The organism is Pseudomonas sp. LPH60, from assembly GCF_030718165.1.
GTDB lineage: Bacteria > Pseudomonadota > Gammaproteobacteria > Pseudomonadales > Pseudomonadaceae > Aquipseudomonas > Aquipseudomonas danubii.
Genome location: NZ_JAVAJH010000006.1, coordinates 57,593 through 77,510, shown reverse-complemented (window position 1 = coordinate 77,510; position 19,918 = coordinate 57,593). Strand labels below are relative to the sequence as shown.

Sequence of the window (19,918 nt, the reverse complement as noted above, 5' to 3'; positions counted from 1 at the left end):
CATGACCCAGGACACTCTGATCGAAGTCCGCGACCTGGCGGTGGAATTCGTCGCCGGCGCCCAGTGCCAGCGCGTGGTGGAAGGCATCAGCTTCGACATCAAGCGCGGCGAAACCCTGGCCCTGGTAGGGGAAAGCGGCTCCGGCAAATCGGTGACCGCCCACTCGATCCTGCGCCTGTTGCCCTACCCCCTGGCCCAGCACCCGTCCGGCAGCATCCAGTACGCCGGACACGACCTGCTGACCCTGAAGGAAAAGACCATTCGCCACATTCGCGGCAACCGCATCGCCATGATCTTCCAGGAGCCCATGACGTCGCTGAACCCGCTGCACAGCATCGAGAAGCAGATCAACGAGGTGCTGGGCATCCACAAAGGCCTGACCGGCAAGGTCGCCAGCAGGCGCACCCTGGAACTGCTGGAACTGGTGGGCATTCCCGAGCCGCACAAGCGCCTCAAGGCCCTGCCCCACGAACTGTCCGGCGGCCAGCGGCAACGGGTGATGATCGCCATGGCCCTGGCCAACGAGCCGGAGTTGCTGATCGCCGACGAGCCGACCACCGCCCTGGACGTCACCGTGCAGTTGAAGATCCTCGAACTGCTCAAGGAACTGCAGGCGCGCCTGGGCATGGCCTTGCTGCTGATCAGCCACGATCTGAACCTGGTGCGGCGCATTGCCCACCGGGTCTGTGTCATGCAGAAAGGCCGCATCGTCGAGCAGGCGTCCTGCGAGGAGCTGTTCCGCGCGCCGCAGCACCCCTACACCCGGGAACTGCTGGCCGCGGAGCCCAGCGGCCTGCCGGCAAGCAATGAAGTCGGCCCGCCGTTGCTGCAAGTGGACAACCTCAAGGTCTGGTTCCCGATCAAGAAGGGCCTGCTGCGCCGCACCGTGGATCACGTCAAGGCGGTGGACGGCATCCACTTCAGCCTGCCCCAGGGCCAGACCCTGGGCATCGTCGGCGAGAGCGGCTCGGGCAAGTCGACCCTGGGGCTGGCGATCCTGCGCCTGATCGCCAGCCAGGGCGGCATTCGTTTCGAAGGCCAGCAGCTCGACGCCCTGAGCCAGCAACAGGTACGGCCGCTGCGGCGGGAAATGCAGGTGGTGTTCCAGGACCCCTTCGGCAGCCTCAGCCCGCGCATGAGCGTGAGCCAGATCGTTGGCGAAGGCTTGCGCATCCACAAGATCGGCAGCGAACAGGAGCAGGAACAGGCGATCATCGAAGCGCTCAAGGAAGTGGGCCTGGACCCGGACACCCGGCACCGCTACCCCCACGAATTCTCCGGTGGCCAGCGTCAGCGCATCGCCATCGCCCGGGCCCTGGTGCTCAAGCCGCGGCTGATCCTGCTGGACGAGCCGACCTCGGCCCTGGACCGCACCGTGCAGCGCCAGGTGGTGGAACTGCTGCGCAACCTGCAACGCAAGTACAACCTGACCTACCTGTTCATCAGCCACGACCTGGCAGTGGTCAAGGCCCTGAGCCACCAGTTGATGGTAATCAAGCACGGCCAGGTGGTGGAACAAGGGGACGCCCAGGCAATCTTCGGCGCCCCGCAACACCCTTACACACAGCAACTGCTGGAAGCCGCCTTCCTGGCTCCGGTACACACCCAATAACCTGCAACAGGAGTAGCCACTTATGGGTTTTCTCGCTGGGAAGCGTGTCCTGATCGTCGGTGTCGCCAGCAAGCTGTCGATCGCCTCCGGCATTGCCGCCGCCATGCACCGTGAAGGCGCCGAGCTGGCCTTCACCTATCAGAACGAAAAACTCAAGGGCCGGGGCGAGGAGTTCGCCGCCGGCTGGGGCTCCAGCGCCGAGCTGTGCTTTCCCTGCGATGTGGCCAGCGACGAGCAGATCGCCCAGGTCTTCAGCGAGCTGGGCAAGCACTGGGACGGCCTGGACTGCATCGTCCACTCCGTGGGCTTCGCCCCCGGCGATCAGCTCGAAGGCGACTTCACCGACGCCACCACCCGCGAAGGCTTTCGCATCGCCCACGACATCAGCGCCTACAGCTTCGTGGCCCTGGCCAAGGCCGGCCGCGACATGATGAAGGGCCGCAACGGCAGCCTGTTGACCCTGTCCTACCTGGGCGCCGAGCGCACCATGCCCAACTACAACGTGATGGGCATGGCCAAGGCCTCGCTGGAAGCCGGCGTGCGCTACCTGGCCGGTTCCCTGGGCCCGGAAGGCACCCGGGTCAACGCGGTCTCCGCCGGCCCGATCCGCACCCTGGCCGCCTCGGGCATCAAGAACTTCCGCAAGATGCTGGCGGCCAACGAAGCCCAGACCCCGCTGCGGCGCAACGTCACCATCGAGGAAGTCGGCAACGCCGGGGCCTTCCTCTGCTCGGACCTGGCCTCGGGCATCAGCGGCGAGATCATGTACGTCGACGGCGGCTTCAACACCACCGCCATGGGCAACCTCGACGAATGACTCCCGGCTGTGGCGAGGGCCCTCAGGCCCTCGTCGCAGCGCCGCGACACCGGCTGATCGCCGATCCAGGCTCACCGGCCGCAGTGCAGATAGCTGCCCCTCACGGATGCCCGATGCAAAGAACCCCATGGAAAACCCGGCCGTCTGCTCGCCCGCTGAAACCGCCCGGCATCAAGCTGCCGTGCCTGCTGCTGGTGATCTTTCTCGCCGGCTGCGACAAGCCTCAAGACACCCAGCCCAATCGCCTGACCGACACAGTCGCCAGCCTGCACATCCCGTTGGCCGCAACGGTTGACGAGGTCATTGCAAACAGCCCGGTACGCTTTGGCGCCGACTGCCTGGAGGCGGTCGACATGTGCTGGTATGAAGCCGATCGCCAAGGCGCGCTCCTTGACCTGAGCCTTTCCCAGCCCGAGGGCACGCTGGAGCTGGATCAGGTGTCCGGGCTGAGCATGACCGTGGATGGCCAGGTCTCGAACCACATCCAGGCATTGAACATCGACCTGCGCGGCCTGCCGGACAACAGCACGCACGAGCAGAACAAGGACCTGATCTATCGCCTCATCGGGAACTTGAAGAGCGCCGGCTGGCAAACCTACTACTTCCCTTCAGACCCGCGGATACCCGGCGCCCAATGGCACAAGCTCGACGGGCAGGAGAGCCTCCTGGGCATGACCCCGCTCAGCCATCCCCTGTTCGATGCCAAGCGTGAAATGAGCCTGGAAGAATGGCTCGCCGTCGGCACCTTCTATGACTGGTATCTCTATCAGGGCAACTTCATCGCCCATGTCCGGGCCCTGCGCTACGACTCGAAAAGCGCGCCCCTGGAAACCGCTGTCTACCTGATCAGCGTCAACCTGATGTCCCTGGACAGGTTCTGGGCGAGTCATTTTGCCGAGCACCAGCGAGCACACTGGAAAACCCTGCTCCCGGCTCAATTGCAAGCCCTGCAGCAGCGGCGCTCGCAAGCGGAAACCCGCGCCAGGGCCTCCGGGGTGACCCTCGAGGAAGGCTATGCGCCACCGGCCATCGAGCGCGGGCCGTAGCGGCCGGCCAGCGCCTTGGGTTGCAGCCCCGCTCCACGCCGCGGGCCTTGCCGGCAGCAGATTCAGTGGCTGCGCTTGCCGGCCTGCTTGTGCAGGTACATGGCCTGGTCGGCATCGGCCAGCAGCGCTTCGATACCGGCGTGGCGCTCGGGGTCGTATTCGATCTGGCCGACGCTGAAGCGGATGTCGTAGCCGCGTTTCAGGGAAGCGTTGCGCTCATCGAGGATCTCCCGCAGGCGCGCCATGATCGCCGACGTTTCGACACTGCCGGCCCCCGTCAGCAGGGCCACGAACTCATCGCCGCCCAGGCGGCCGATCACATCACTCTCGCGAAAGGCAATGCGCAACACATCGGCAAAGGTCTTCAAGGCCCCGTCCCCTTCGGCATGACCGTAGCTGTCGTTGATCCGCTTGAACTCGTTGAGATCGAAAAACAGCAGGGTCGCCGACTTGTCCAGACGCGTGCACGCCGCCAGGGCATGCCGGGCCAGGGCTTCGAAGCCGCGCCGATTGGACAGCAGGGTCATCTCGTCCATGCTGGCCATCTGCACGGCCGCCAGCTCCTGCTCGGCCATGCGGGCCAGGTCTCGCAGCAGGGCACGCTCTTCGTCGTCCAGGTCCCGGGGCCGGGTATCGATCAGGCACAGGGTGCCCAGCTTGCTGCCATTGGGCACGCTCAGGGGACAACCGGCGTAGAAACGGATCCGCGGTTCGCCGGTGACCAGTGGGTTGTCCTGGAAACGTTCGTCGCACTCGGCGTCGCGGACCATGAAGATCTGGTCATCCAGGATCGCGTGGCCGCAAAACGAAATGTCCCGGGAGGTCTGGCTGGCCTCCAGCCCCGCAGCTGACTTGAACCACTGGCGATCGCTGTCCACCAGGCTGATCAGGGCAATGGGCACATTGAACAGGCGCTTGGCCAGTCGGGTCACCCGGTCGAAACGCTCCTCCGGCAAGGTGTCGAGCACATTCAGTTCGCGCAGGGTCTGGACTCGCCGGGCCTCATCACTGGGTTTGCTGGGATACAACATCGCGGACTCCATTCGCGGCTAAGACCGCAAGCGTAGTCCAGTTTCACCGCCAGCCCCTGGCGAGGCGGCTGGCGGTCCTCGATCGCGGCCTGTCACAGCCGCGCGGTCAACAGGATCCGCGCGTAGCCGCCGACGAACAGGGCAAAGGCCAAGGCGCCCAATAGCGCCGAAATCCCCAGGCCCAGGGCGCTGAATGGCACCAGCAGCACCCGGCACAGGGCCGCCAGGAACAGCAAGGCAAAGGCCCCGACCATGGCCCGGGTCACCTGCAGCGGCCGGCCGCTATGGCCCAGGCTGACCCGGGCGATCATGCCCAGCACCAGCCCGCCGAGGCCGCCTAGCGCCAGGGCGTGGGTCACCAGACTCTGCGACGACAGACCGCCCAGGTGCCACAGCGCCATGCCCAGGGTGGCCAGCGCCAGCCACAGGTAGCCCAGGTACAGCGACCATAGCAGCGGCAGCCGCCACAGCCCCGGCTGGTGCCAGTGCCACAGGCGCCACAGATGCAGGACTGCCAGCACTGCGAACAACGCTGCCAGCCAGGGCCGTGGCGCGTCACCACCGCCCAGGGCCATGGAGATTGCCGCCAGCAGGCTGCCCAGCAGCAACACCCGGGTGGGCCAGGGCGAAGCCGGTGGCGCCGGCGGCCGATTGAGCCCGCGCTGGATGAAGAACGGAATGACCCGACCGCCAATCACCGTCATCAGGGCCGCCACCAGCCACAGCGCCCCCAGCTCGCCGTGGCGCTGCCAGAGTTCCTGCGCCGCCAGCAGGCCCAGCAGGGTCTGCCCCTGAAACAGCGTCAACAGGCCCAGGATCAGCACCATGGGGTAGTTGTCGCGCTTGCCCGCACGCCACAGCTCATGCCCCACCACCGCGGCCAGCGCCGGCATGAAGGCCAGTTGCAGCACCAGGAACAACGGCAGCGGCAGCGCCAGCCACCAGGCCAGCCGCGCCAGCAGCCAGAGCAGCCACAACAGGATCAACGGCGTGCGACTCAGTGCCGGGCGCCCGGTCCAGTTGGCCACCGCCGTCAGCAGAAACCCGGCGATGATCGCCACGGCAAAGCCGAACAGCATCTCGTGCCGATGCCACGCCAGCATGCCGCCCAGCGGCTGGCGGCCGCTCCAGCCGCCGTGCAGCCACAGGCCCCAGCCCAGCAGGGCGAGGCAGGCAAACGCCGCTCCGGCGAGGAAAAACGGCCGGAAGCCCAGGCTCCACAGCGGCTGCGCGGCCCATTGCCGCCAACGTTCAGGCAGCGACACAGGCATCCCTCCCCAGGCTCGGGACAGGCAACGGCGAATTGCAGCGACGAATCATGCGCGGAACTCCTTGGCCAATCAGCAATACATCAGCCCCATCAGGTTTCATGCCAAGACCGCCGCCCGGCAAAACCGCGGCCGCCAGCCGAACCGAGTCTTTATGACCCGAAAAAATCAGGTCATAACGACCACGCAACAGGTCAATCCGACTCGGTTTTGCGAGCTGCGTTTTTCCGCCCAAGGGCGTAGATTGGCAGCCCTTGCCATCCCCCTACGCCACAAGGATGTCCCCCGGTGCCCTCCCGTCCCAGCGCCCCGTCCGAAAAAAGCCTGTCGCGCCTGTTGCTGGAACTGCTCTGGCAGTTGAGCGCCCTGCTGATCCCGATCTTCCTGGTCACCGTGCTGCCGCCGCCCCTGGCCCTGGCCGTGGTGCTGGGCTGCGCCGCCGGCATGGTCCTGGCGGCTCGCCTGGGCTGGCCCCGCACCGGCCGCGCCATGGCCCGGCTGATGATCAGCGCGGTGTTCGGCCTGGGCTTCAGCCTGGGGCGGGCATTGCCGGCGTACTGGGACATCGCCGCGGCCTTCGCCAGCATCCTGGTTGGCATGGGCACCATCAGCCACCTGGAGCGCCGCCTGGGCCTGGTCCAGGCCCCCGCGGCCAGCACCAGCGCCTGGGGCGGCAGCGAACCGCAGAGCACCCCGGAAGGCCTGCCGATCCGGGTGTTCAACCAGGGCGAGATCGCCATGGGCGGCCCCACCTATTGCGATTACCTGTTTCCGGACGGCGTGTTGCTGCAAGGACTGGGGTCGTCGGCGCGCTTCTCCAGCGATGGACGCTACTTCGCGGCGCCCTTGCCATCGCGGCAACGCTGGGGCCTGGCGATCCTCGATCGCTCGCTGCGCCGGCTGTACCGCTGCGACCACAGCGAATTCTGGGAGCTGGACGCCTTCAGCGAAGAGCGCCTGAGCGGGCGGCACAGTCCCCTGGTGGACAACGGCTCGCGCCACGCCAGCCTGGCCACGCTGCTGGAGGGCGCCGAAGCGATCGACCTGCTGGCGGTGGCCGATCTGTGGCTGGAGCCCGGTGCCTGGGTCGACAGCCTGGCCCGGCAGAGCTTCGAGGAACAGTCCCCGGACGGACGTCACCGGCTCCAGGCGCGGATGCTCCTGCCCCGTTGCTTGCGAGACTTGCCCCAACCCCTGGAACCCCTGCGGGCACCGCCTTACCAACTGAGCCTGGACGGCCAGCCCACTGGCCTGCTGATCGGCGCCGACAGCCCCCGCTGCTGGAGCCGCGACAGCCGCTCCCTGGCCTGCAGCGCCCGCGAGGAACAACAACCCGATCTGGCCGCGACCTGGCTGTGGCAGGCAGACCACGGCTGGCGCCCGCTGCCGGCGCCCTGGGTCGCCAGCCCGGCGGAACCCTCCTTTTACCCCGGCCCCCTGCTGGAGCTGGACAGCCACTACCTGCGCCACGCGGCCTACCTGGACTGCGCCGAAGCCGACCGGGGCCGCTACGGCTATCGCCTGCACAGCATCCACAGCGACACCGAGACCGGCGTCGGCCACGACCCCGAAGGTTGCCTGCAGGTCGCGCCGCTGCCCCTGGTGCGGACCCGAGTGCGCCAGCCCCTGGACCGCGGCGGCCAGCGCGGTGACAGCCAGATCGAGTCGGAGCCGCTGCTGGACGGCCAGCGGGCGCTGTTCAGCTGGCTGGCCGACGATGAACACGGCCTGGGCGCCTACGCCTGCCGGCTCGGCGACTGGCAACTGCCCGGGCGCTGGCGGCTGGACCATCGGGTTTCCGACTGCCGGCGCTACCTGGCCCTGCTGCCTGTTGCCCGGCTTCCCCTGGTCAGCGACCGGGCGGTGGTGGCCGACCTGCAACAGCGACGCCTGCTGCACAGCCCGCCGCTGCTGGCGGCGCGCCTGCTGGACCTGCGCCATGGCCAGTTGAGCCTGGCGGTGATCGTCGGCCGCCTCGACCAGGACCTGCCAAGCAGCCCCCTGCAACGCTTCAATCAGCCCGCGCCGGCACCCGACGACGCTGCCGCGTTCTGCGCCGAGCAAGACGGCTCCCAGCTGTGCTACCAACGCCAGCGCTTGCAGATCACCGAGCAGCAGCTGCTGCCGCTGGCCGACTGGCGCCTGGTGGACCGGCCCCAGGCCGCGGTGGCTGAAGGCGACTTCATCCAGCCGGCCCCCGACGGCCGGGATGCCGCGTGGCTGTTCGGTAGCGAAACCGAATACGCCGACAGCTGGCTGCGGGAAGGCAGCCCGCGCCTGGGCGGCCACTTGCTCACCGCCAGCGGCTGCGCCCTGACGGGCCTGGCACCGTCGCTGATCTGGTCCGCCGATGGCCGTTACCTGGCCCTGACCCGGCTGCGCCTCGAGGTCGAGGACGGCCACCGCGCCTGGCAGCTGTTGCTGCTGGACGTGCACCAGCGCAGCCTGCGCATCGCACCGCAATGGCTGCGCCACCGGCCGCTGTTGCGGCACTTCGACCACCAGGACCTGGAGTTGCGCCTGTTCGAACGGGATTGGCAGGCCGCGGACGACGCCGATCCGGGCCGCAGCCTGCGCCTGCCCCTGGCCGAGCTGCTCGCCCTGCCCGCCCAGGCCCTGGAGCCCCATCAGGGCCTGTGGCTGCTCGCCGCCGACGCGCACCTGGCCGGCGCCTGGCAGGCCCTGGCGCGCCCGGAACATCCGGCGTTTGGTCCCGCAGCCTGAAGCGGCGCCTCAATCCTCGCGGGCGGCCAGGGCGCTGCGCGCCCGCTGGCTGACAAAACCGGGGATCTGCTCCCCGGGCAGGGACTTGCTGTAGTACCAGCCCTGGATGATCAGCTCCGAGCTCGATTGCAGGAAGTCCAGTTGCTCCCGGGTTTCCACCCCTTCCACCACCACCTTGAGCTTGAGCGTCTCGCAAAAGCGCAGCAGACCGTTGAGCACTTGGGCACCCTTGGGCTCGCGCTGGGCCAGGACGAAGCTGCGGTCGATCTTGATCCCGTCCACCGGAAACTGATGCAGGTAGCTCAAGGCCGAGAAGCCGGTGCCGAAGTCGTCGATATAGACCCGCGCGCCCAGGGCATGTAATTTGCCGATCCATTGCTGGGTCAGCAGCGCATCCCCCACCAGAGCGTCCTCGGTGATTTCCACCGACACCTGGCCATGGGCCCGGGCCAGAATCTCCAGCAGGCGCCGGCCATGTTCCGCCGAGGCCAGGGTGGCGCTGGAGATATTGATGGTGATGGGCAACTCGAACCCGATCTTGCTCCAGGCCAGGTGCTGGCGCACCGCCTGGGACGCCACCCAGAAATCCACCTCGGGCATCAGCCCGGCCTGCCCCAGCCATTGCAGCAGCTCCCAGGGCGACTTGACCTGCCCCTGGGCATCCCGGGCACGGATCAGCGCCTCGCACCCCGTACACAGACCACTGCCCTTGGCCACCTGGGGCTGATACTCCAGGTGGAAGTCGTAGCCGCTCAACTGCTGGATCCGCGCCAGTTGCAAGGACTGCTGGGCCGCCTGTTTGTAGGCCGCCACCATCGGGTCCAGCTCCAACAGCCGGCCCCGCTCCTCAAGGCTATGGAAGGTGGCGTCGAAGGCCTTCAGGTACACCTGCTCGCTGCCTTCGCCCTGGCGCTGGATGCTGCGCACATAAGGCGTGTAGATCAGCGTACCGACGCCCAGCAGCACCAGTTGCAGGAGCACCGCGCCCCAATCGCCCTGGGTACTCAGGTAGGCATTGAGCAGCACCGGTGAGGTAAAGGGCACACTGACCAGCGCCGGGCTCACCCAGCCCTGCTGCACCACCAGCAGGGCCAGGCAGGCATTGACCATGGGCACCAGCATGAAGGGCACCAGCAGGCGCGGGTTGAGAATGATCGGCAGGCCGAACAGCAGCAGTTCGTTGACGTTGAACAGCGACAGCGCCAGGCTCGCCAGCGCCAGCAGGCGCATGGAACGGCTCTTGGAAAAACCGAGGATCGCCAGCACCAGGGCCAGGGAGCCGCCGGAACCGCCGATGAAGGCGAAACAGCCCAGCAAGCCACTGTTGAGGGCATAGCGCAGGGGCTGCCCGGCAGCGTGATCGGCGGCATTGAGGGCCACCGCCTGATCCATCACCTCCATCAACGGCTGCATGGCGTAGGTGCCGTGAATGCCGAAGAACCACAGCAGGGAGTTGGTCGTGGTCAAAAGGATCGCGTTGAAGTAGGGATAGTCCAGGCTGTCGATGTCGATCAGGCCTTGCACGTAGGCAAAGTCGTGGACCTGCAACAGCGACTGCAGCACCGCCACCAGCACCAGGGACGTCAGCACCCCCGGCAGCACCATATTGATGGTGCCCTTGAGGTTGTGCCCCACCAGCCCCTCGTCCACCAGCCGTGTCCAGCGTCGGCGATGCAGCCAGGCCATGACCGGGACATTGACCAGAGGCGAGGCAATGGCAATGAACAGCACGAAGGTCGCCGACGCCAGCGGATAGTCCCGCAGCAGATAGATGGCGATCACCACATGGGACAGACAGAGAAAGGCCACCGGCAGTTGGGGCAAGCGGTACTGGATCGCCAGCATGTAGCCGATGGACGCCGCCACCAGCAAGGGGATGATCGAACTGATGCGCTTGTGCAGCCCGGCCAGCAAGTCCACCAGGGTACTGGGAGCCCCCAGGGCCTGGGCGCATTGGGCCAGTATCAGGAATACCGCCGAAACCAGCAGACAGGGCAACAGCCAGAGCAGCCCCTCACGTATCGAACGCAAGGACTCGGCGCCCGCCAGGAGCGCCAGGCGGTGGGTGAAAAACAGCTTGAACCTCGGTTGCCGCATCAACCTCTCCCCTCTGCCACTGCATGCCCGCCCCCCGCAGACGGCCCCCGCCACGGCCGCCCGGCGTCTGGCGGCGCCGTGGGACAAACAGGGGGTGCAGGCGAAGATACCACTGTAGAAACCCTGGTCGGCAAGCACTCGCTGGCACTGCCTTGAGTGTTTTATCGCCCCGGCGGCGCCAGACTTGACCCCGACGCCGCGGCTCGGGCCGGGCTGCACCCCGGCACAACGGCGAATCAATATCATTTGCAGCGTATCAGGGGTTTTGCTTTAATCGCGAGCAATTCCCATTTGCAACGCCACCCGCCACCGGACCACGCCCTTGCCTTCCATGCCGCCCGCCAGCCCCGCTCTGGTCCACAACCTCTATGACGCCCATCACCCCTGGCTCTATGAACTGTTGCGGCGCCGCCTGAACCACGCCTGGGATGCCGCCGATCTGGCCCACGAAATCTTCGTCCGGGTACTCAAGCGCCCGCCGCAGTTGGACGGCGAGGTGCAGCAGCGCTCCTACCTGGCCACCATCGCCCGGGGCCTGTGCATCGATCACTGGCGCCGCCGCCAGCTGGAACAGGCCTGGCTGCAGGCCCTGGCGGCGCGGCCCCAGGCGCTGCAACCGTCCCCGGAGCAACGGGCGATCATCGTCGAGACCCTCTATGAAGTGGACGCCATGCTCGGCCGCCTGCCGCAACGGGTGCGCGAGGCCTTTCTCCTGGCGCAGTTGCATGGCCGTCCCTACAAGGCCATTGCCGAAGAACTGGGGGTCTCGGAGCGCATGGTGAAGAAATACCTGGCCCAGGCCCTGGTGCATTGCGCGCTGCTGGAGGCCGAACTCGACGGCCTGCTGATCGAGTAGAGCCCCATGAGCGAACACGGCGCCCAGCGCTTGAGCCATGCCAGCCTGCAACAGGCCGCCCATTGGTACGTGCAACTCCAGGACGAGGCCGTCAGTGACGAACAACGCCGCCATTGGCAGGCCTGGCTCGAACAGCACCCGGAACACCGTCGGGCCTGGGGCTACGTCGAGCGGGTCAGCCAGTGCCTGCTGCCGCTGCAGGAGGCCGGCGCCCAGCAAGCCGCCGGCCAGGCCCTGCGCGGTGGCCGGCGGGCGCCACTGGGGCGGCGCCAGGTGCTCGGCGCCTTGCTGTTGCTCGGCCTGGGCTGGGGCACCTGGCGCGGTACGCCGCTGCCCCAGGCTCTGGGTCGCTGGCGGGCCGACTACGCCACCGGCACCGGGGAGATCCGCGAGGTCCGGCTCAGCGACGGCACCCACCTCTGGCTCAATGCCCTGAGCGCGCTGGATGTGCGCTACAGCGCCCGGGAGCGACTGTTGCAACTGCACCAGGGCGAAATCCTCATCGACACCGCCAGGGATTCGCAGCGACCGCTGCGGGTGGACACCGAACACGGACGGCTGCAGGCCCTGGGCACGCGCTTCAGCGTGCGCCGGGAGGGCGCCCGCACCCTGCTCAACGTCTACGCCGGCGCGGTGCAAGTGCACAGCGCCAAGAGCGGCCGGCAGCAGCAGGTCGACGCCGGCCAGCAGCTGGCCTTCGACGCCGTCGCGCTGGGTCCGCTGCAAGGCGCCAGCGCCGCTCGCGAAGCCTGGAGTCGCGGGCTGCTGCTGGCCGACAACCTGCCCCTGGCGCAACTGCTCGAAGAGTTGGGGCGCTATCGCCCGGGGCATCTGGGCTGTGACCCGGCCCTGGGTCGCTTGCCGGTCATGGGCGCCTTCCCCTTGCACGATTCCGATCAGGCCCTGGCCCTGCTGGAAGCCGCCCTGCCAGTGCGGGTCCAGCGCCTGACTGCCTGGTGGGTGACCCTTGAGCCTCGGGCCTGAACCCCGCGCCTGAACATCCGGCGAACATTTTTTTTAAGGTTGCGGTTCCCTTTTGCCTGTCTGGTTCGGTTAACCGGGTAACAGCACTCACATTGCCGATCCACAAGGGAACTCCATGCCAACCCCCAACCGTCCCCGCTTGCGCCCGTCCCTGCGTCCCCTGACCCTGTGCAGCGCCCTGCTGTGCCTGCCCGCCCCCTGGACCCAGGCCACCGAAAACCCCGCCAGCCAGCAGGCGGACAGCCAGCGCCGGAGCTACGACATCGGCCCCGGCCCACTGGTCAGCGTGCTCAATCGCTTCGCCGAACAGAGCGCGGTCTTTGTCGCCGGGCACAACGACCTCGCCGCCGGCAAGCAGAGCCCGGGGCTGCGGGGCCGCTACAGCGTCGAACAAGCCCTGCAGCAGCTGCTCAAGGACAGCGGCCTGCAAGCCCAGGCCGTCAGCGGCGGGTATGTGCTGCAAGCGCTGCCGACCGCCAGCGGCCCGTTGCAGCTGGGCACCACCCAGGTGTCCGCCCAGGGCCTGGGCAGCGTCACCGAAGACAGCCGCAGCTACACCACCGGGGCCAGCGCCTCGGCCACCGGCCTCAACCTGTCGCTGCGGGAAACCCCGCAATCGGTGACGGTGATCACCCGCCAGCAACTGGACGACCAGGGCAGCAACAGCATCGCCGATGCCCTGCGCCGGGCCCCGGGGGTCAGCGTGCAGAACTACGACAGCGAACGCTGGGAGTTTTCCAGCCGCGGCCTGCCGATCACCAACTTCCAGTACGACGGGGTCAACGTCACCTACGACGGGGTCTACGACTACGGCACCACCAGCACCGACATGGCGACCTTCGACCGGGTGGAAATCATCAAGGGCGCCACCGGCCTGATGACCGGCTCCGGCGACCCCTCGGCCACCGTCAACCTGATCCGCAAGCGGCCGACCAAGGACTTCAAGGCCTCGGTCACCGGCACCCTCGGTTCCTGGGACAACTACCGCAGCGAAGGCGATATCTCCGGGCCACTGACCGAGACCGGCAACCTGCGCGGGCGCTTCGTCGGCGTCTACCAGGACCGCAGCTCGTACCTGGACCACTACCAGAACAGCAAGGACATCGCCTACGGCGTGCTGGAGGCCGACCTGACCCCCGACACCCTGCTGACGGTGGGCCTGGACCAGCAGAACACCCGCTCCCGGGGCGCCACCTGGACCGGCTTCCCGATGTACTTCAGCAACGGCTCGCGCACACACTTTTCCCGCTCGTTCAACCCGGCCACCGACTGGAGCCGTCGCGACTTCAAGAACCAGACCCTGTTCACCTCCCTGGAACAGCAACTGGCCCATGACTGGACCCTCAAGGTCAGCTACGACCACCTGCGCCGCGAGCACGACACCCTGCTGGGCTCGGCCAGCGGCGGCAACCCGGACCAGGCCAGCGGCGACGGCATGTTCATGTACATGGGCAAGTTCAAGGGCGAGCAGACCCAGGACAACCTCGACATCAACCTGCACGGCCCCTTCAGCCTGCTGGGCCGCGAACACGAGCTGATCGCCGGCTTCATGCTGATGAACGCCAAGCAGGACATCCCGGTCCACGGTTCGGTGTACCCGCCGGTGGGCGGCAGCATCTATCAGTGGCGCGGCGAATTCGCCAAGCCGGACATCCCGCAGATCGGCGACAACGACATCCTCCAGCGCCAGACCGGTGCCTACCTGGCCACCCGGCTCAAGCCCAGCGACGACCTGGCGGTGATCCTCGGCACCCGGGTCAGCGACTTCAAGGGCATCGACAACACCCGCTACTTCGAGCCCGGCCGCGCCGACGCGCGCCAGCGCTACCAGCAGACCGGAGTGGTCACGCCCTATGCCGGGCTGGTCTATGACCTCAACGACCGCTACTCGCTGTACACCAGCTACACCAGCATCTATCAGCCGCAGATGAGCAAGGACGCCGACGGCAGGATCCTCGACCCGGTGCAGGGCGACAGCTACGAAGCCGGGATCAAGGCCGAATACCTGGACGGCCGGGTCAATGCCAGCTTCGCGGTGTTTCATGTGCAGCAGGACAATGTCGCGCAACTGGTGGACGGCTGGGGCACCGACGCCGTCTACCGCCCGACCAAGGGCGCGACCACCAAGGGCTTCGAGGTCGAGGTGGCCGGCGAGCTGCTGGACGGCTGGAACCTGTCCGCCGGCTACAGCTACAACCACACCCGCGACGCCAATCACGACTACGTCTACGGCTCGGTCCTGCAAACCACCGAGCCGCAGCAGGTGGCGCGGCTGTTCAGCAGCTACCGCCTGCCCGGCGCCTGGGACCGCCTGACCCTGGGCGGCGGGGTCAACTGGCAGAGCCAATTCTTCGGCAAGGTCTACCAGCCCGACCCGAGCGACGCGGTCAACGGCGGGCATGACTCGCGCATCACCCAGGACGGCTACTTCCTGGTGGACGCCATGGCCCGCTACCAGTTCAGCCAGCACCTGAGCTCGACCCTGAACGTGAAGAACCTCTTCGACAAGCAGTACTACACCGGCATCGGCAACTTCGGCACCGGTTTCTACGGCGAGCCACGCAGCCTGCAACTGGCGACCCGCTGGGACTTCTGAGCGCGCCGATCCACGGTCGCACTGCGCGGCAGCGGGTTGACTACGCTTGAGCCAGCGTGATCAACCCGCAGAGGACCGACACCATGCCACGCATCCAGACCATCACTCCGTGCCTGTGGTTCGACCACCAGGCACACGAGGCGGCACAGTTCTACTGCTCGGTCTTCGAACAGTCACACATCACCCACATCAGCCACTACGGCAAGGCCGGCTTCGACATTCACGGACGCCCCGAGGGCTCGGTGATGAGCGTGGCGTTCGAACTCGACGGCCAGGGTTTCACCGCCCTCAACGGTGGCCCGCTGTTCTGCTTCAACGAAGCCATCTCCCTGCAAGTGCATTGCCGCAGCCAGGCCGAGCTGGATCACTACTGGAACGCCCTGGGTTTTGGCGGCCCGCCACAGGCGCAGCGCTGCGGCTGGCTCAAGGACCGCTTCGGGCTGTTCTGGCAGATCGTGCCGCAGTGCCTCACGCCGATGATCTGCGACCCCGACCCGGCCCGTTCGCAACGGGTGATGCAGGCCCTGCTGGGGATGAAAAAACTCGATATCGCGACGCTGCAACGCGCCTTCGACGGCCAGAGCTAATACAATCGCGCCAGTTACCGATCTCGGTGGAGAATTCCTCTCTACACTTGTAGTTTTGTAATAGCGCCATCACCCAGCTGCTGACCTGCTGCCTCACTAGAGGCTCAAACTGCACCTGATACGGTCCTTTACTTCTCTTTGGGTGGCTCTGCCACATCCTTCAATTTTCTGGTTCTTCTGGAAGGCTTCGCGGCTTTCGCCTTGTCGAATTCGCTGTTCTTGCGTACTTTGGCTGCCTGCGAGGCATCGGAAACATCTAGGACTAACACCGACGTTGTGGCAGCGAGTGGGGCTGGCAGCATATCCTCCAGTGCAGCCTTCAACGCCTCAGGCGACTTCGGTTTTATTCCTGCCGGTGAAGAAGTCATATCAAGCCCCCCATCGAACCAAAAGACTACATAAATGCCATGACCGCCGGTACTGTTCAGCAGCGTATAGGTCTGAAGCTGACCGGTATGCCCATACCAGAGATGTGAGTGATTCGTCCGTTTCGCTTCGATCGGTACTGCAAATGAACCGTAGCTGACCAATAGGTCGGCCCGAGTCCCACCGGATGATGCCGCTTCAGGAGCCACCTCGAAGCTGCCGAACAAGCTCAATTTGTCCCTCAGCTTACCGGCCAACACGTCTCGGCAAACGTTCTCGATCTTAGGCTTGTTGTTGTCCCAGAAAAGTTGCCACAGATTGAGTGGAGAAGACTGCAACTCCTCCGCGATTTCATCTAGAACCAGTAACACAAGAGCCTTCAGGTCTTGCGTATTGATCGGGCCTTTACCGCCAAGTACCTTTGCCAGATTTGTCGGCGAAAAAAACTTTTGTGTTTTCGCTCGGATATCTCGCCGATAGAGTTCAAGTTCGTGCCTGAGAGTGCCTTCCCAGCGAGTGTCTTTGGCGTCCGCGAGCAAACCGAGAAGGATAGTTTCGACGCTAGGCTCATTCGACAGCGAAACGGCTTTCAATACCTTCACAGTGTCTGGCCACATGCGGTCAAAATGCCCCTGCATCAGTGGAGTGCGCTTGAACAAAAACTGCAACAACAGTCGACTGACGGCCAATGTGGACGCTGATGTCTGCCAATAGCCGCGGCGGGGGTAGTCGTCGACGATGATCTGGTGAATGTCCAAGTCTTCCGCCGCCTCCAGAGCACGTACAAAGTCATTGCTGAATTCCTCCGGTCGCAGGCAGACAACAAAATACGCCCAGCGCAGGCGGTCGCGATTCTCGACATGGCTGCCCGTGATCAATCCTCCGGTACTACCATTCTGATTTGACCAATGGCGCAACACGTTACTTATCAGCGGGATAATTTCTGCAGGTTCTACATTCAGTTCAGCCATCCGAAGCACTCCGTCCAAGAGGGCTCCACTCAACTTCTCGTGTTGCTCCAATACTGTCTGCACGACCCATAAATGAATCGCGGACCGCGCTGGCCGCTCTCCTAGCTTGTACAGCAGCGCAATCCAATTGGTGTTCCACGTGGCTGCAAGCTGGTGAAGATAAGTAGAGTCTTCGATGAGCGATCGGTTGAGTTGGTCAATGCAGCTCGCTTCTAAACGCTCCTTAAGCAACGAGTTCCGCATAGATAAGCTAGCGGACAGAACCTCAAGAACACGCGGCACGGGTTTACCAGAAAAGCACTGCCGGTCGACTAGGTATATTGAGGCGGACGCGGCCGTGATAACCCCACAATCATCTTCGTGAGTCTCCCTGGACCATAGACCGGCGAGCCCTTCCTGAATGGCCTGAGCCAGTGGCCCACCAAACGTTTCTTGTAGCCCTTCCGTGCCGCTCTCATTGAACTTCGCGATTGGGCGACTACCACAGTAGACTGCTGCTCCCCAGTACAAGGCCTCAACGAGTTCCCCGGCAGCCACCGCTTTCAGCTGTCGCTGCCACTCGGGGATTTGATTGACCAGCCACTGCTCGACACTCTCCGGTTGTTGCGCTTGCAACTCCGACTGTTCTTTAACTTGTAAGTGTAAGTGCTGCAAGGCAGCTTCCGCAGCAGCACCTCGCGCCTCACGGAGCAGAGAGATTAGCCAGACTGGGACTTGCTCCCCGTGCACCAGTGTCCAGATACCAATCTGTCTGCCGACGTAGGCTACACCGACGCTAGCGATGAATGCTTCTGCACTCAACACCAGACGCACCAGCGCCTCGCTCGACTTTAGACCTAGCGCGAGAAAGCCCCGGGCAAGCGAACCACTGTCGGCTATCTCTCGGTCCATGATCGCTAGCAGTGCGTGCAATACATCCTCAACAATGGACCGAGCTGCTAGCCACTCTGCGGCAGCCCTCTTGAAAGCTGAGTCCGCTCCAGTGATCAGGCCAGTCGCGACCATCATGTGAGCGAACTCTGCCGCGGTTACGCCTTCGCCCGACAGAGCAGCGATGGCTAACACTGAAACGAATTGATGCTCAAGAGAACCCACGCCAGCCTTTTGTCGCCAGCGCTTCGGGGCATCCAGAATCAAGGTGCGCCAGAGACCAGTCGCCACATGCCTGGCGATATCTCTGACCGCGTAGGCGCACTCTGTGCGTCTATCTTGCGGTGTAATCTGCGAAAGGAATGCAGCGTTGAGTCTTTTCAGGCAAGCGAGAACCCGCTCCACGTCGCCGACTGATAACTGCTCCCCAGGGATCGAGCAAAACAACTGCGCGACGCTGCGCAGTTGACCACGCTGGGTTTCGACTGCCATGCACAGCGTATCAATCCGCGCCCAAATGTCTGGCACTGAGGGGGACGCATTGTGCAGCCAAGCAGCCACGGCCTGCTCGCGACACCAATGCTCGGCACTCAGGCGTATCGCAACGCTCCAACAAGCCTCGGCAGTGCAAACCAGAGCCGGCCCGACCGATAAGGCCTCGAGCAGCATGCTAAGACGGTGCAGGGACGTCTCTGTCCCCAGCAGCTCTTTCACTAGCGGCGCAAGGTCTGGAGTCACCAGTCCTACGGTGCAGATCTGCGCCGGCCCCCACCTCTCCGGAGTCCAGCGGAAGAACGGGTCACGTGCGCCAACCTCCTTTAGAACGGTAATGCGAGAGTGAACCGGCAGCGTCGCTGCGTCGCCATGCAGCAACATAGTTTCTGGGTCTTGCTGAACCAGGCGTTGGGCTTGTTGAAGTGCACCCTCTTTGACCAAGTAACAGGTAAACCAGGCATACAACGCCTTCAGGCCATCGGCCGGTAAACCATCAACAGACACCAGCAGTGCAAGTGCGCGTTCAAAGTGAAGTCTTGCTTCTCTAAGGCTACCGGTCACTAAACGGGCTAGATAGCGCGCAGCTAGAAACTCTTGGATGCTGCGATGAAAGGGTAGAAAATCATCTCCATTCTTCAAAAACAGTGCGGTGTCCAGGACAGTCGTGAGATCTGCTGGGCCAAGTCCCAGGTCGTGTATGGATAACAGGGTGTCCGCAGCGGGACTAGTACGCTGCACTCCGTGCTTTCCGGCCAGGAGTAGGGTCAAAAAGACGCGCCCAGCATGGTCCAGGATGCCATCGGGCGGTAACTCACTGCCCTGCCTGTCTTCGGCCTTGGCTAGATTGTGCTCAGAGGCAAAATGACGGGCTCCGGACTCGTACAGTTCAAATCGGGTGAGCGACGGTAACCGTTCGGGGCGCACATTCATTAGGAATTTCAGCCCCAGAGGGGACATTACAAAGGGCGTCGAACGTAGCGTGTGCACAGTAGACAAAAGCACTTCAGGGGCTGAGCAGCCAAATGCAGTGAGCACTGCTATAGCTTCCTCCTCACTGAGCGGTTGCAATTGAGCGACTACGGGCGCCACGTTGAGAGGCGCTAGCACCTCAGTGAATGCTCGGCTGAGCTTGCCACCCTCGTTCCAGTCCTGCTCGCGACAACTAACCCGCCATCGCACCTCCGGATTATCCTCTAGGCTATTCGCGATCTCGATGGCGCTGTGTACGGGGACTTCATCGAGGGCATCGATAAACACAGTAATGGCATCGGATAGGTGTTTTCGGCGAAACCTGAAGGCCGGTACGCAGAGTGCTCCCGCCTGACTGGCAAAATGCTGAAACGCAACGCTTTTTCCCATACCAGGCGCCCCAAGCAACACGACATAGGGAGCATCAGCAAGCTCGCTCAACCGCTTGGCGTCAGCGTACTTTTCAGGAGCTGAGGATATCGAGATAAGCCGATCAAGGGGAGCGATAGACATGGTGAAGAGACACAGGACGATGAAGAAGTAGCCATCATACGTGATGGCCATACGAGTTCCCTACTCTCTGAACACTCGAGAGCCTAATGCGATCAGCGCTCTACGGAAACGGCCAC

The 19,918-nt window shown here is 64.7% G+C and carries 12 protein-coding genes; 8 read left to right on the top strand and 4 right to left on the bottom strand.

Features of this window, described 5'->3' with window-relative positions; translation table 11 throughout:
- Position 1: 1 nt before the first annotated feature.
- The 3 genes from Q8O96_RS21835 to Q8O96_RS21825 all read left to right on the top strand — a co-directional run bounded on the left by Q8O96_RS21835 (position 2) and on the right by Q8O96_RS21825 (position 3,475).
- Positions 2-1,612, top strand: coding sequence for an ABC transporter ATP-binding protein (locus tag Q8O96_RS21835; protein ID WP_207167792.1), 1,611 nt, complete (start codon positions 2-4; stop codon positions 1,610-1,612).
- Positions 1,613-1,634: 22 nt separating this feature from the next.
- Positions 1,635-2,429 (top strand): enoyl-ACP reductase FabI, encoded by a 795-nt coding sequence (gene fabI / locus Q8O96_RS21830; RefSeq protein ID WP_305949385.1) that lies wholly within the window; start codon positions 1,635-1,637, stop codon positions 2,427-2,429.
- A 113-nt stretch (positions 2,430-2,542) separates the two neighbouring features.
- A complete protein-coding gene (locus Q8O96_RS21825; RefSeq protein ID WP_305949384.1) occupies positions 2,543-3,475 on the top strand; it encodes a hypothetical protein in 933 nt (310 codons plus the stop codon).
- A gap of 62 nt (positions 3,476-3,537) precedes the next feature.
- Here the strand turns inward: Q8O96_RS21825 and Q8O96_RS21820 are convergent, their stop codons facing one another.
- Both Q8O96_RS21820 and Q8O96_RS21815 read right to left on the bottom strand, forming a co-directional pair.
- Positions 3,538-4,506: a diguanylate cyclase gene (locus Q8O96_RS21820; RefSeq protein ID WP_305949383.1), complete on the bottom strand. Its 969-nt coding sequence runs from the start codon at positions 4,504-4,506 to the stop codon at positions 3,538-3,540.
- Positions 4,507-4,598: 92 nt separating this feature from the next.
- Positions 4,599-5,777, bottom strand: coding sequence for an NnrS family protein (locus tag Q8O96_RS21815; protein WP_180988628.1), 1,179 nt, complete (start codon positions 5,775-5,777; stop codon positions 4,599-4,601).
- Between the two features lie 285 nt (positions 5,778-6,062).
- Here Q8O96_RS21815 and Q8O96_RS21810 point away from each other — a divergent pair, with 285 nt between their 5' ends.
- A complete protein-coding gene (locus Q8O96_RS21810; protein ID WP_305949382.1) occupies positions 6,063-8,498 on the top strand; it encodes a hypothetical protein in 2,436 nt (811 codons plus the stop codon).
- Positions 8,499-8,507: 9 nt separating this feature from the next.
- Here Q8O96_RS21810 and Q8O96_RS21805 read toward each other — a convergent pair whose 3' ends face one another.
- On the bottom strand, positions 8,508-10,595 hold the full coding sequence (locus Q8O96_RS21805; protein ID WP_305949381.1) for an EAL domain-containing protein: 2,088 nt from the start codon (positions 10,593-10,595) through the stop codon (positions 8,508-8,510).
- A gap of 331 nt (positions 10,596-10,926) precedes the next feature.
- Between Q8O96_RS21805 and Q8O96_RS21800 the strand changes: the two genes are divergently transcribed.
- The 4 genes from Q8O96_RS21800 (at position 10,927) to Q8O96_RS21785 (ending at position 15,618) form a co-directional block, all read left to right on the top strand.
- Positions 10,927-11,451, top strand: a complete 525-nt coding sequence (locus Q8O96_RS21800; RefSeq protein WP_115582353.1) for a sigma-70 family RNA polymerase sigma factor — start codon at positions 10,927-10,929, stop codon at positions 11,449-11,451.
- A gap of 6 nt (positions 11,452-11,457) precedes the next feature.
- A complete protein-coding gene (locus tag Q8O96_RS21795; protein WP_305949380.1) occupies positions 11,458-12,435 on the top strand; it encodes a FecR domain-containing protein in 978 nt (325 codons plus the stop codon).
- A 115-nt stretch (positions 12,436-12,550) separates the two neighbouring features.
- The gene (locus Q8O96_RS21790; RefSeq protein ID WP_305949379.1) at positions 12,551-15,031 is read left to right on the top strand and encodes a TonB-dependent receptor; all 2,481 of its coding nucleotides are present in this window, start codon (positions 12,551-12,553) and stop codon (positions 15,029-15,031) included.
- Positions 15,032-15,114: 83 nt separating this feature from the next.
- Positions 15,115-15,618 carry a VOC family protein gene (locus tag Q8O96_RS21785; protein WP_305949378.1) on the top strand — a complete coding sequence of 168 codons (504 nt, stop codon included), beginning with the start codon at positions 15,115-15,117 and terminating at the stop codon, positions 15,616-15,618.
- A 128-nt stretch (positions 15,619-15,746) separates the two neighbouring features.
- Here the strand turns inward: Q8O96_RS21785 and Q8O96_RS21780 are convergent, their stop codons facing one another.
- Positions 15,747-19,853, bottom strand: coding sequence for an NACHT domain-containing NTPase (locus Q8O96_RS21780; RefSeq protein WP_305949377.1), 4,107 nt, complete (start codon positions 19,851-19,853; stop codon positions 15,747-15,749).
- Positions 19,854-19,918: the final 65 nt, after the last annotated feature.

Excerpts from the sequence above, each read along its gene's own strand:
- Q8O96_RS21780 (WP_305949377.1), bottom strand. The coding sequence starts at position 19,853 with ATGGCCATCACGTATGATGGCTACTTCTTCATCGTCCTGTGTCTCTTC.
- fabI (WP_305949385.1), top strand. The coding sequence starts at position 1,635 with ATGGGTTTTCTCGCTGGGAAGCGTGTCCTGATCGTCGGTGTCGCCAGC.
- Q8O96_RS21820 (WP_305949383.1), bottom strand. The coding sequence starts at position 4,506 with ATGTTGTATCCCAGCAAACCCAGTGATGAGGCCCGGCGAGTCCAGACC.
- Q8O96_RS21795 (WP_305949380.1), top strand. The coding sequence starts at position 11,458 with ATGAGCGAACACGGCGCCCAGCGCTTGAGCCATGCCAGCCTGCAACAG.
- Q8O96_RS21835 (WP_207167792.1), top strand. The coding sequence starts at position 2 with ATGACCCAGGACACTCTGATCGAAGTCCGCGACCTGGCGGTGGAATTC.
- Q8O96_RS21790 (WP_305949379.1), top strand. The coding sequence starts at position 12,551 with ATGCCAACCCCCAACCGTCCCCGCTTGCGCCCGTCCCTGCGTCCCCTG.
- Q8O96_RS21805 (WP_305949381.1), bottom strand. The coding sequence starts at position 10,595 with ATGCGGCAACCGAGGTTCAAGCTGTTTTTCACCCACCGCCTGGCGCTC.
- Q8O96_RS21815 (WP_180988628.1), bottom strand. The coding sequence starts at position 5,777 with ATGCCTGTGTCGCTGCCTGAACGTTGGCGGCAATGGGCCGCGCAGCCG.
- Q8O96_RS21800 (WP_115582353.1), top strand. The coding sequence starts at position 10,927 with ATGCCGCCCGCCAGCCCCGCTCTGGTCCACAACCTCTATGACGCCCAT.
- Q8O96_RS21825 (WP_305949384.1), top strand. The coding sequence starts at position 2,543 with ATGCAAAGAACCCCATGGAAAACCCGGCCGTCTGCTCGCCCGCTGAAA.
- Q8O96_RS21785 (WP_305949378.1), top strand. The coding sequence starts at position 15,115 with ATGCCACGCATCCAGACCATCACTCCGTGCCTGTGGTTCGACCACCAG.